The 12047-nt window shown below is 62.1% G+C and carries 7 protein-coding genes and 2 pseudogenes; 3 read left to right on the forward strand and 6 right to left on the reverse strand.

What is annotated here, in order from left to right:
- Positions 1 to 480 precede the first annotated feature (480 nt).
- The gene (locus BLR13_RS27980) at positions 481 to 1692 is read right to left on the reverse strand and encodes an IS91 family transposase (RefSeq protein ID WP_074817253.1); all 1212 of its coding nucleotides are present in this window, start codon (positions 1690 to 1692) and stop codon (positions 481 to 483) included.
- 12 nt (positions 1693 to 1704) lie between these two features.
- Positions 1705 to 2573, reverse strand: a pseudogene (locus BLR13_RS27985) (tyrosine-type recombinase/integrase).
- Positions 2574 to 2789: 216 nt separating this feature from the next.
- Here BLR13_RS27985 and BLR13_RS27990 point away from each other — a divergent pair.
- Both BLR13_RS27990 and BLR13_RS27995 read left to right on the forward strand, forming a co-directional pair.
- Positions 2790 to 3917 (forward strand): IS110 family transposase, encoded by a 1128-nt coding sequence (locus BLR13_RS27990; RefSeq protein ID WP_074817250.1) that lies wholly within the window; start codon positions 2790 to 2792, stop codon positions 3915 to 3917.
- 471 nt (positions 3918 to 4388) lie between these two features.
- Positions 4389 to 6479 (forward strand): ice-binding family protein, encoded by a 2091-nt coding sequence (locus tag BLR13_RS27995; protein ID WP_143039645.1) that lies wholly within the window; start codon positions 4389 to 4391, stop codon positions 6477 to 6479.
- 815 nt (positions 6480 to 7294) lie between these two features.
- On the opposite strand, the pseudogene BLR13_RS28000 reads toward BLR13_RS27995, so the two are convergent.
- The 4 genes and pseudogenes from BLR13_RS28000 to BLR13_RS28010 all read right to left on the reverse strand — a co-directional run bounded on the left by BLR13_RS28000 (position 7295) and on the right by BLR13_RS28010 (position 10301).
- A pseudogene (locus tag BLR13_RS28000) lies at positions 7295 to 8357 on the reverse strand (IS110 family transposase).
- Between the two features lie 140 nt (positions 8358 to 8497).
- A complete protein-coding gene (locus BLR13_RS28005; protein ID WP_074817242.1) occupies positions 8498 to 9310 on the reverse strand; it encodes an adenylate/guanylate cyclase domain-containing protein in 813 nt (270 codons plus the stop codon).
- The gene (locus BLR13_RS40475; protein ID WP_157793729.1) at positions 9307 to 9849 is read right to left on the reverse strand and encodes a hypothetical protein; all 543 of its coding nucleotides are present in this window, start codon (positions 9847 to 9849) and stop codon (positions 9307 to 9309) included. Before BLR13_RS40475 ends, BLR13_RS28005 begins: the two co-directional genes overlap by 4 nt.
- The gene (locus tag BLR13_RS28010; RefSeq protein WP_172805572.1) at positions 9810 to 10301 is read right to left on the reverse strand and encodes a carboxymuconolactone decarboxylase family protein; all 492 of its coding nucleotides are present in this window, start codon (positions 10299 to 10301) and stop codon (positions 9810 to 9812) included. Before BLR13_RS28010 ends, BLR13_RS40475 begins: the two co-directional genes overlap by 40 nt.
- A gap of 760 nt (positions 10302 to 11061) precedes the next feature.
- On the opposite strand from BLR13_RS28010, the gene BLR13_RS28015 reads away from it, so the two are divergent.
- Positions 11062 to 12042, forward strand: a complete 981-nt coding sequence (locus tag BLR13_RS28015; protein WP_074817234.1) for an ABC transporter substrate-binding protein — start codon at positions 11062 to 11064, stop codon at positions 12040 to 12042.
- Positions 12043 to 12047: the final 5 nt, after the last annotated feature.

Genomic DNA, 12047 nt, shown 5'->3' on the forward strand with positions numbered 1-12047 from the left:
CTTATGTGAGTTGCGTCACTTCGACTTGTCTTCAGTCTCGATTTTTGGCTCTCACCTGACGTGCGGTTTCAATGTCCGTTGTTGGGTGGGAAAGCGGACATGGCGGTTACGAGCGCCGACTTCCGAGTTTGTGAAGGTTTGCGGATGGCGGCCCCATGATGGTGGCGCGGCGGGTACGGTGGGGCCGGCGTACGCAAACCTCCAATGGAGGAAACCGCGGAAGGTGTGGAGGCGAGGTCTTGCGTCAGGCGCTATGGGGATTTCGACGCTGGCGGTCTGTTGCCGAGGTGCGTTGAAGGCTTGTTTGGGAAGCGATTGAGGGGGCGACGAACGCGGTCGGCCGATTGCGATAGGCAGAATCGGCGTCGCGCAGCGGACGACGGCTATCGAGAGCGACGCGAGGGCAAGCATGATCATTGCCAGCCAAGAGCCGGCGAAGCAGCAGGGCCGCGATGGGGTGTGGCCGCGAATCTGATCTGATCATGATGTGTCGATCCTGATCACGATTGGGGATGCCGCCGGCCGGTAACGCGGCGAGGCGCCGCGCTGGAACCTCTCGATGACGATCATGCGACCGCCGCAGCACGGACACGGGTTCGGCTTGGGTTCGGTGGCCTCGGGGCAGCTGGTATCGCCAGCCTCGGGCTGTGCCGCCGTCACGTCGAGCATGCGGCGCGCTTGAGCGATGTTGTCGGCGCGGGTTCCGCTGGCAAGCAGGCCGTAGTGGCGAATGCGGTGGAACCCTTGCGGCAGGACGTGGATCAGGAATCTGCGGATGAACTCGACGGTGGCGAGTGTCATGACCTTCCGGCGATCACGACCTTCAGCGCGATAGTCCTTCCATCGGAAGGTTACGCCGTTGCGGTCGCAGGCGATCAGCCTGCTGTTGGCGATGGCGACGCGGTGGGTATAGCGCGACAGATAGGCCAGCACGGCCTGTGGGCCGCCGAACGGACGCTTGGCATAGACCACCCATTTGGCTTGGCGCAGCGGAGCCAGATGACCCGCGAACGCCTGTGGGTCGGCGAGAGCGGCGTGAGCGCCGAAGAACTGGAGACGACCGGCCTCGTGTGCGGCGAGGAGCTTCTCCAGAAATAGCCGGCGGAACAGTCGCGAGAGCACACGCACCGGGAGGAAGAAGCCGGGGCGGCACGTCACCCAGCGCTCGCCGTCGAGCGAGATGCCGCCGCCCGGCACGATCATGTGCACGTGCGGATGATGGGTCATGGCGGAGCCCCAGGTATGGAGGACCGAGGTGATGCCGACGCGGGCGCCGAGGTGCTTGGGGTCGGCGGCGATGGTGCTCAGGGTCTCGGCCGAGGTCTTGAACAGGAGGTCGTAGACGACCGCCTTGTTGTGATAGGCGATGTCGGCGACGGCCGCTGGCAGCGTAAATACGACATGATAGTACGGCACCGGCAGCAGATCGGCTTCGCGCGCGGCCAGCCATTCCTTTGCCGCCGCGCCCTGGCACTTCGGGCAATGCCGATTGCGGCAACTATTGTATGAGATCTGGCTGTAGGCGCACTCCTCACAGAGCGCGACATGGCCGCCGAGGGCTGCCGTGCGGCAGCTCTCGATCGCCGACATCACCTTCAATTGGCCCAGGCTGACATGGCCGGCATTGGCCCGGCGCCATGCCGGGCCGTGGCCGCGGAAGATATCCGCGACCTCCAGCGATGGACGCGACACGAGGAGCCCGCGTCAGGTCGGCGGCTCGGCCTGTGTCAGCGTGATGCGGTCGAGCGGGCTCATGACTTGCTGGATCGTCTTTGTGGCGACGCGGGTATAGAGCGCCGTGGTGTCGAGCTTGGCATGGCCGAGTAGGACCTGGATCACCCGGATATCGATGTTCTGCTCGAGCAAGTGAGTGGCGAAGCTGTGCCGCAAGGTATGGAGCGATACGCGCTTGTCGATCTCGGCTCTATCGGCGGCGGCATGGCATGCGCGGTTGAGTTGGCGCATCGTCAGTGGGTTCAGCCGGTTCTGTCCCGGAAACAGCCAGCCTTGTGGCCGCGCCAGCTTCCACCAGGCCCGCAGCAGAGCGAGCAGATGCGGGGACAGCATGACATAGCGATCCTTGCGGCCTTTGCCTTGCTCGACCCGGATCACCATGCGCTGGCTGTCGATGTCGGATACCTTCAGTGCCACCACTTCAGAGCACGTAATCCTGCTCCGTAAGCCACGCTCAACGCCGTCTTGTATTTGAGCGATGGTGCCGCATCGAGCAGGCGCGCCACTTCCTCCGGACTCAGCACCACCGGCAGCTTGCTGGGTTCATGGACGAATGCCGTGCGCTCCACGATATCCGGCCGCCCGAGCGTGACCTTGAAGAAAAACCGCAGCGTCGAGATGGTCTGGTTGAGAGTAGGAACACCGGCGCCGCTCCCCGCCAAATGGAGCTGGTAGCGACGGAGGTCTTCGAAGTTCGCCGTATCGGGCGAGCGGCCGAGATAGGCGGCGAAGTTCTTGACCCTTTGAAGGTAGTCATGTTGGGTCTTCGGCGCGAACTTCCGGATCGTCATGTCTTCGATCATGCGCCGGCGTAACGGGCTCATTGCCTGGTCGGTCATGGGGAGGCTCCTGTCTGGAGTGAGGGTTGCAACTCCTCATCTTCAGACAGGACGCGCCTCTTATCTCTCCCCACCCCGCGCGGTTGGCTGCGGAGCGCTACCGCGCGAGCGGTTTAGACCGTATGTCCCTTTCCATGTGAAGGCGACTCGCCCTCGATGTGATGACGAGGGTTGCCCGGATAGGCCGGGTAGAGCCTCACACAAGGGGGGCGAGTCATGGAGCATCATAGCGAAGCGTTCGTGGCGTTGGACACTGCGAAATTGCGCAATGCGGTGGCGATTGCCGATGCCGGTCGAAACGGTGAGATTCGCTATCTCGGCGAGATCGACAATACTGAAGCCGAGACACGTAAGCTCGTGGCAAAACTCGCGAGCAAACATGCTCGATTGACGTTCTGCTACGAGGCTGGCCCGACAGGTTACGGTCTCTACCGCTTGATCAAGAGCATCGGCCATGACTGCATTGTGGTGGCACCGTCGCTGATCCCATCCAAGCCAGGTGATCGGGTCAAAACCAATCGGCGCGACGCCGTCAATCTCGTGAAGCTGCTCAGGGCCGGTGAGCTGACGGCGGTCTGGGTGCCTGATGAGCGTCACGAGGCGATGCGGGACCTCGTGCGGGCTCGCGATGCCGCGGTTAAGGACTACAGAATCAAGCGCCAGAACGTCTCCTCGCTTCTGCTTCGTCTCGGCCGTCACTATCCGGGCAAGAAAACCTGGGGGCGGACGCACATCAACTGGCTCACCGGCCTCAAGCTTGAGCATCGCGAGCAGCGCATCGCCTTCGAAGAAATGCTGTTGGCTGTACGACAGGTCCGGGAACGGATCGAGCGGTTGGAACAGGCCATGCGCGAGGCCGTGGCGGACTGGACTCTGGCACCAGTCATCGAGGCAGTGCAGGCGATGCGTGGCATCGACATGGTCGGGGCGATCGCGTTCCTGGCCGAGCTTGGCGATCTGTCGCGCTTCGAGAACCCCCGTCAGTTGATGGCCTATCTTGGCCTTACCCCGTCAGAGAGATCGACCGGGGAGAGCGTCAAACGCGGTGGCATCACCAAGGCCGGCAACACGCGTGCACGACGGCTGCTCATCGAGGCTGCGTGGAGCTACCGATTCCCGCCACGCGTCAGCAAGGACATGCAGACCAGGATCGGGGCCGCGCCACGGACGGCCCGCGAGATTGCCTGGAAGGCGCAGATGCGGCTTTGTGGCCGCTTCAGGACACTGACGCGGAAGGGCAAGCGGCCGACGATCGTGGTGACTGCGATCGCCCGCGAGCTGTCAGCCTTCATCTGGGCGATCAACCGTGAGTTCGTAGGATCTCATGCGACGGCGAACCGGTAGACCGGGGTCATGGACCGCTCGAGCTATGAAGGGCTCGACCGGCCCACAACCCCTCCGTCCTCACACGTAGCAACAGGCTAATATCAGCGGAGCATCATCGAACATCAATCGTGCAGCAGCGAGGGCGGGGCCACGGCAGGGGAACTCCCGCTTGGACTATGTGGCCGATCGCAAGATCGATGCCCGCGTTTAGACAGGGACAGCCCCGGACGAACAAACGGAAATGCGGTACCCAACCCGCGAATCAGAGTTTGATCACCGACGTCTTCAGGTCCCGCCCTCACCCCTGCACGATCTATCGCCCAGACCCTCAAGCCAGAATGGCAGTAAGAGGGCGATCAATCGCGCGTTCGGCGCTTGACGAGGGACATCAGAGTCCTTTGACCCCAAGCCGACATCGACCGTTATTACACGCGCGACACCGGGCGGCAGGTGGCGACGCGGTATGACCGGCACGAGAAGTTCATTCGGATGAGCCGAGGCGAGCGCTCGCGCTATTTTTGCAACAACAAGCCGAAAAATCGTGAGACCACCATTATAACACAATGGAACCGCGACTCCGGGTCTAACGTTCGCGTGATTACGAACCGAGGAAATCCGATGCGCACCAACGGTCACAGGTTTTCGTTCGCCCCCGCGTCGGTGCGGGCATCGTCTGAAAAGCCGTCCGGAGTTCGGGGCGCTGTGGCGGTACTGGGCCTGATGGGAGCGACACTGACTTCTCCCAGCCATGCGCAGCAGGCGCCGTCTCTGGGGACGGCCGCGAGCTTCGCAGTTCTGGCCGGCTCAACAGTTACCAACACAGGCTCGACTGTGATCAATGGAAATGTCGGCGTCAGCCCTGGCTCCGCGGTCACTGGGTTTCCCCCTGGCATTGTAAACGGCGTCATAAGTGCGGCCGATGCCGTTGCCGCTCAAGCTCAAATTGATAACATTACCGCCTACAACGTTTTGGCAGGCAGGCCTGTTTCGACTAATCTGACAGGTCAGGACCTGGGAGGCAAAACGCTGATAGCGGGCGTCTACGGTTTCAATACGTCAGCTCAATTGACTGGCACTCTCACACTTAATGGGCAAGGCAACCCGAACTCAGTCTTCATCATCAACACCGGAAGCACGCTGACCACTGCCAGCGGTTCGAGCATTTCGCTGATCAACGGTGCTCAGGGTGGCAACGTATTTTTCAGGGTTGGCAGTTCGGCGACGCTTGGCACGAGCACATCGTTCGTTGGGGACATTCTCGCACTGACGAGCATCACGCTGAATACCAACGCCACCATCAAATGCGGTGATGCTTTGGCACAAAACGGTGCGGTCACGTTGGATACCAACACCATCACAACATGCACGACCACCACGGCCTCGGCTTCGTCTGCGCTGACCTCCTCAGCCACGAGCAATCAACGCGCGGTCGCAAATTCCATTGATACCTTTATTAGAAGCGGCGGCACGCTGCCGCCGGCATTCTTCGGCCTGCTCTCGTTCCTGTCACCCAGCCAACTGCAAAGCGCTTTCACACAGCTTTCAGGAGAAGTCGCTACCGGCCCGGCGCAAGCAGGAACCCAGGCGATGAACTCATTCCTGTCGCTGGTGACCAACCCGTACGCCGAAAATCGCCCGTTCGCCCCGAACCGCCCCGTCTCTCCAATGTACGTCAAGGCTGTCCCGCGCGCTGCCGCGTGGAACCCCGATCCGCGCCTTTGGGGCGTTTGGGCTGCGGCCTATGGTGGGCAAACCAACGCAAATGGTGACGCGTTGGGTGTTGGAAGCCACGACAGGTCAGTGAGCGACGTCGGCTTTGCCACTGGCCTCGACTATCGGGTCACGCCCAACACCGTGGCCGGCTTCGCGCTTTCGGGCGGGGCCACCCGTTATGGCTTGTCGGAAGGTTTAGGCCGCGGACGCAGCGACATGTTCCAGGCGGCCATCTACAGCACAACGCGTGTAGATGCGGCCTATGTCTCGGCCGCAATCGCCTACGGCTTTCATCAGTTTAACACCGACCGGTTCGTGACCGTGGCGGGTACCGACCATCTGGCCTCCGATTTCGCCGCTAATGACATTGGTGGCCGGCTCGAAGGCGGATATCGCTTCGCCATTCCGAGTATGGGTTGGCAGGGTCAGTCCGGGGTCACTCCCTACGCCGCTGTGCAAGTGCAGAGCTTCCGAACGCCGTCCTACAGCGAAACCGCGCTCTCCGGCGCGTCGGTTTTCGCACTTTCCTACAACGCCAGGACGATCACCACCACCCGCACGGAGCTTGGCTCCTGGCTCGACTGGAGCATTCCGGTTGACTACGACACCACACTGTCCCTGCGTGGCCGTGCCGCCTGGGCTCACGACGATTGGTCCTCGCCGAACATCACCGCCGGGTTCCAAGCGCTGCCTGGATCAATCTTCGTCGTGACCGGCGCGGCGCCGGCCACCGATTTGGCACTTGTGTCGGCTGGCGTGGAGATCGGGTTCAGGAACGGGTTTTCGGTCGGCGCGCGGTTCGACGGTGAATTCGCCGAAAATTCGACGAAATACTCCGGTATGGGCCGGCTGCGTTATACTTGGTGAGAAATCAAACTCACAAGATTCGGCCGCCGGCGTCCTGATTAGCTACCGCGCGGCAGTATTACGTTCGTGCGGCTGGAAGGCATCTACACCGGACGTATTCTCACGGCCGACTAGCCCCGGTCCGGACTGCCAGTCCCGCAAGTCGCGACCAAGGCCGAGCTGATCATCAACCTCAAGACCGCCAAGGTCATCGGCCTCACTGTGCCGCCGCCGCTCATCGCACGTGCCGACGATGTGATCGAATAAAGCTGTTGCTGCGGTGCATGAGTCTCCTTGTGGCACATAGCGTCAGTTTGCGCAGGTGCAAGGCCATGTCCGGAGTTGGGGGTAAAGCCGACCTGCCGGTTGAACGCTCGGACTTCTCACTTTGACCCAATGTATGGTCCGGCCGCGCGTTGCAAGAGGTTTCGTCAACCTGGCAGATGCGGTCTTGCATCAATGTATCCGGCCTCTGATTGGAGCGTGTTGTGCTCCGGGCCATCATGGATATCAGCGCGCATTCGAGCTAATTAGCGGACAGGCCTCGAACGGGCCATTCGGGTCACCAGTGTTCGCATGCGCCGGGAAGACCGATCCTCCATCGTCGTCTCATCCTCTCGCAGACCTCGGCGGGTAAGGGATGTTGGTTACGTCATCGATAGCTCCTCACTTCGCACTGTTCCTTCGTTCGTGCCTGGCGGCCGTTCCTTCGTCCCGGCCTGCGCGCGCAGACGCGCCGCGCGCAAGGGCCGTCAAGGCCGGCCGTCGTGCTGTCCTGACGTCTTGCTCTACCGCTGCCAGGCTGCGCCTTGACGGCCCCGAGCACGGCGCGAGGATCAGGCAGGCCGGGACGCCATCTCATCTGTCTTGACGCACTCGAAGGCGCGCCCCTTGTTGAGAACCGCCCAGGCGATCCGGGCGAGCTTGTTGGCGAGCGCAATCGCCAGCACGTTGTGGTGCAATCGTTTCTTGGCGGCCTCGATCCAGGATTTGAGGCCATAGCGCTCCCAACACTTTACCTTGACCAGCACAACCCACGCGGCTTGCACAAACAGGACGCGCAGGTAGCGATTGCCGCGCCTTGATATCTTGCCGAGGATCGTGCGGTCGCCTGTCGATATCTGCTTCGGCACCAATCCGAGCCAGGCGCCGAAGTCGCGGCCCTTCGAGAACACGTCTCCAGTGCCGATCGCGGCTACCATCGCGCTCGAGATGATCGGGCCGATGCCCGGGAGTCATCAGTCGCTCGCAGCCTTTGTCTTGACGAGCCAATGCTTCGATTTCGCTGCAGAGGTCCTCAATGCGCGCGTCCAGTCGGCGCCAGTCTGCTGCCAGGTCCTCGATGATGCGCAACATGCGAGGCGCGAGGACATCGGTGCGCGTCGCGAGGATATCCGGCAACTCGGACCGCAGCGAACGCAGGCCTTGCCGCACGGCGATGCCCCGCTCCAGCAGGAACGCACGGATCTGATTGATGACGCCGGTACGCTGACCGACCAACCGCTCGCGCACGCGGTGCAGCGCCTGCAGGTCGAGCTGGTCGGCGGTCTTGGTCGCGACGAACTTCATGGTCGGGCGTTGGACAGCCTCGGCGATGGCTTCCGCATCACGGAAGTCATTCTTCTGTCCCTTCGAATAGGGGCGCACGTATTTCGCCGGCATCAGGCGGGCGTCGTGGCCAAGCATTTGCAGCTTGCGACTGAGATGATGCGCGCCGACGCCGGCCTCCATGCCGATCCGACACGGCGGCAGATTGGCGAGTCGGGCCTCCACCTGGCCGCGTGACCACTTCTGCCGCAGCACGATGGCACCGCGCTGATTCTGGCCAATGATGTGGAACGAGTTCTTGCCGATATCGATGCCGATGACGGCGGGCGAAGTGTCGAGTTTCTCTGACATGGCGTGCTCCTTGTCTTTGGCGCCCCTTGCCAGCTTCGCTTGCTGGCGGGGCAGGAGCACGGCCGGACCATCCCATTAGCGGTCCTCTGGGCCCGCATCCTGAGGGTACCGTGTTTCGATCGTCGCGCGTCCGAATCCGGTCAGCCCACTGCAGGCTCACGATCGGTTGAGCGCCTCCGCACGGCATAAGTCATCACGGGTTTAGTGAGTCCCTTGACTGGCTCCGCAGGCATGGGCACGAGCACGAAACCAGGATCGAGATCGTCGCGCACCGTCTCGGTAACAAGAATGTCCACCTGATGAATGCGCGTCAGGGCTTGTACCCGCGCCGCGAGGTTCACGGAGCGTCCGATAAATGCGTACTCCTTCCTATCGCGGGAACCCATAAGCCCAGCCAGCCCCGGGCCGCGGTCGATGCCGATACCTATGGAAAGCCGCGGCAGCCCCTCGCGATCGAGTTCTCCATTGTACTCGTCAATGGCCGCCCGCATGGCTAGGGCAGCGCGTACAGCATCGTCACACTGCCATGGGTTCGGCTGGGTTGCACCAAAGTAGGCAACGATGCCGTCTCCGACGAAGCTTCCGACCTGCCCACGGTGCTCGTCGATGGCATCGCTCATGCGCTGATAGTAGCCGTCGAGCACGCGCGCCAGGACTGCTGGCTCCAGCCGCTCGCTCATAGCGGTAAAACCCACAAGATCGACAAACAGTGCAGTCGCGACTTTGCGCTCGGCCTTAGGCCCCGTGCCGGGCTGTACCTCATCCGAGATGAGCCGCTGTACCACACCCGCCGGCGCGAGCCGGGAGCACGCTTGCTGAAGCTGCTCGAGGTTGGCGGCCGCCGCTTCGAGCTGCGAGCGGAGATTCTGATTCAGCCGCCGTTGGCGATAGAGCGCGCCGCCGAGGATAGCGATGATAACGAGCACGGCGGCTGTGACGACCGTCCACGTCATGAGTGGCCCATCACCGTGGCGCCGAGGCGACAGAGCCCATTGGCCAAGGACGCCACGCCTATGGCCTCCAGAAGCTGCGGGCCTGAGAGGTAATCGCGCAAGCCGCGGGTGCGGCGCTGGAGCGCCGCCGGCTCGAACCAGATGGTGTCCCGCGCGAAGCGCACGAGCAACCGCTCGAGGACATCCAGGTCCGGGGCGTCGAGATGAGTCAGGACCTGAGTGAGCGTCGGCTCGTGCAGGCCTTCGCGTTGCAGGGCCTCGCCCACCTCGAACGCGCATACCTGGCAGCCCAGCCCACGGGCGACAACAGCGAGCATTAAGAGCTTGCAGCGTCGGGTGAGATGGGAGGATGCCCACATCTCCTCGATCGTCTGCCCTAGCGCTGGTGCGATCGGCGATCCCGCGTACGCCTTGACAAGGCGGACATAGGGATAAGACGGCAAGCGTTCCAATGGCGTCGCCCGCCCGCGGAATCGATGCCTTTGCAGGACGCGGTTGATCAAAGGTCGGAGCAGCCGCATGTGCATCTGTTCCGGCATCTGCTCCAATGGACGCGAGGGAATCGCAGGAATTGAGAAAGCGCGTTAAGGAAATCCGTGGTGGCCACGGTGAACGCGATCTCCTTCATCTCGTCATCGCTGAAACCCGCACTGCGGAGAGCTTGCAGGGCCTCCTGCGCTCCCGCGGGGCCGACACGCGACTGACTCCGCCCGAACGCGATGGCTGCGACCGTCCGCGGCACGAGATCCGCGCGGCTCAGGTTCTGCTCGACGCGTTGGATGCGGGCCTCGCTCATCCCCTGGGCCCACAGCAGCGCCCGTTGGGCTGCGTAGCAGAAGCGGCAGGAATTCTCCTGACTTACGACCAGCGTGAGGACGTCTGCCGTGTGCTGATCGAGATGCATCAGAAGCCCGTATTCGGGGTGCAGATCTATCAGCGCTCGTGCCAACCATGGAACTGACGTGAAATAGCGGATGGATGGAACGGGCATCCCCATCTTCCGCCGGGCGTAGGATTCGAGCGCCCGGTCGCGGCGGGGTTCAAGTAGGCACGCCTCCCAGGCGACATGGTCAAGGGCACTGGCCATTGCGTCACTTTAGCGCGAAGTTGCAGGGAAAGCACGCAGCGCGCCTCTCCCAAGGTGTCCCATATTCGTGCGACGCCCAGCTGTAAAAAACAACGCAAGCGGCCGTGCGGTTGTCGAACCAATCAGTGTGCATTCCGGCCGAACGCCGTTGGTGCCATGCACAACACTTTCGACGCACTCGATGCTTGCCCACTTCGGTTCGGCCCTCACGTGATGCGCGATGTCGGGTCATGGCAGATATTGTTGCAAAAGTCGAAAATCGAACAACCCTAAAAATCTCGCGAAAGGTGACCTTTGGACTTCTCTACTGCTGCGTCGCCTTTCAACTCCACTATGGAGGTCCGTGATCGATTTTGGGTGAAACGATATGGTCCCTCGCGTCGCCGCGCGTCAGACGCATCAGCGGCTCTAAGAGTTTTCGTTCGCCACCCCAAAAAGACTTTCGCAACAATATCGGCACGAACCGGACGTGAGGGACCACGTTGGCGATGTCCGTACCTGAGGGCAGAACGGACCTCCAGGATACGAGCGCTGACTTCCGAAAATGACCCATTCTGAGACATCGGCGACCTGCTCAATGACATGTGCCTGAGACACACTTGGGCCCCTTCCAAAGTGCTAGTTTTGAGCCGATAATATACCTTGTCCTGGGCCTGGGACGGACATGAAGCGACGTGAGGTCATCACACTTCTCGGCGGCGCGGCGGTCGCATGGCCGCTTGTCGCTCGCGGACAGCAGCCAACGATACCCGTGATCGGATTTCTCAGTAACAGCTCGCCCGATAACTCCGCGAGTCGGGCGACTGCATTCCGCCAAGGTTTGAAGGAAGCCAGCTATGTCGAGGGCCAGAGCGTAGCGATCGAGTACCGTTGGGTCGAAGGTCACTACGAGCAACTAACGGCATTGGCGGTTGAGTTGGTCCAACGTCGGGTGGCAGTGATCGCCGCTGACGGCATCAACCCGGCCATCGCAGCCAAGGCGGCGACCTCAACTATTCCGATCGTCTTTGTTACCGGCAGTGACCCGGTCAAGCATAGCCTTGTTGCCAGCCTCAACCGCCCAGGCGGCAACGTGACGGGCATAAGTGTGCTCACTGTTGGGCTCGTGGCGAAGCGGCTGGAGGTGCTGTGTGAGGTTATTCCTGCGGTCAGCACGATTGGCTTACTTGTGAACCCAACCCAAGCGACCACCGAACTCCAGTTGCGAGCCATGCAGGATGCTGCGCGCTCGCTCGGGCGGCAGATCGTGGTTTTAAACGCCAGCAGTGACAGCGACATTGACGCGGCCTTCGCGAAGCTTGTCCAGCAGAAAGCCGGCGGGCTCGTCGTCGGTTCCGATGGTTTCATTACCGGCCACGCCAAACAACTCGCCGCGCTGGCGGCACGCCACATGATCCCTGCAATTGTGGAATGGCGTGAGTTCGCGGCGGCCGGCGGCCTGATGAGCTACGGCCCCAGCGAGGCCGATGCGTTTCGCCAGGCCGGCGTTTACACCGGCCGTATTTTGAAGGGCGAGAAGCCCGCCGACCTGCCGGTCCAGCAGTCCACCAAAGTCGAGCTGGTCATTAATCTCAAAACGGCTAAGGCACTCGGATTGACGATGCCGCTGCCGCTACTCGGCCGTGCCGACGAGGTGATTGAATGAGGTTG

It is taken from the genome of Bradyrhizobium ottawaense, from assembly GCF_900099825.1.
Lineage (GTDB): Bacteria > Pseudomonadota > Alphaproteobacteria > Rhizobiales > Xanthobacteraceae > Bradyrhizobium > Bradyrhizobium ottawaense_A.

What these genes read in the sequence shown, in the direction of transcription:
- BLR13_RS28005 (WP_074817242.1), bottom strand. Translation starts at nt 9,310, where the DNA reads ATGACGTGGACGGTCGTCACAGCCGCCGTGCTCGTTATCATCGCTATC.
- BLR13_RS40475 (WP_157793729.1), bottom strand. Translation starts at nt 9,849, where the DNA reads ATGCCGGAACAGATGCACATGCGGCTGCTCCGACCTTTGATCAACCGC.
- BLR13_RS27995 (WP_143039645.1), top strand. Translation starts at nt 4,389, where the DNA reads ATGAGCCGAGGCGAGCGCTCGCGCTATTTTTGCAACAACAAGCCGAAA.
- BLR13_RS27990 (WP_074817250.1), top strand. Translation starts at nt 2,790, where the DNA reads ATGGAGCATCATAGCGAAGCGTTCGTGGCGTTGGACACTGCGAAATTG.
- BLR13_RS28015 (WP_074817234.1), top strand. Translation starts at nt 11,062, where the DNA reads ATGAAGCGACGTGAGGTCATCACACTTCTCGGCGGCGCGGCGGTCGCA.
- BLR13_RS28010 (WP_172805572.1), bottom strand. Translation starts at nt 10,301, where the DNA reads ATGCCCGTTCCATCCATCCGCTATTTCACGTCAGTTCCATGGTTGGCA.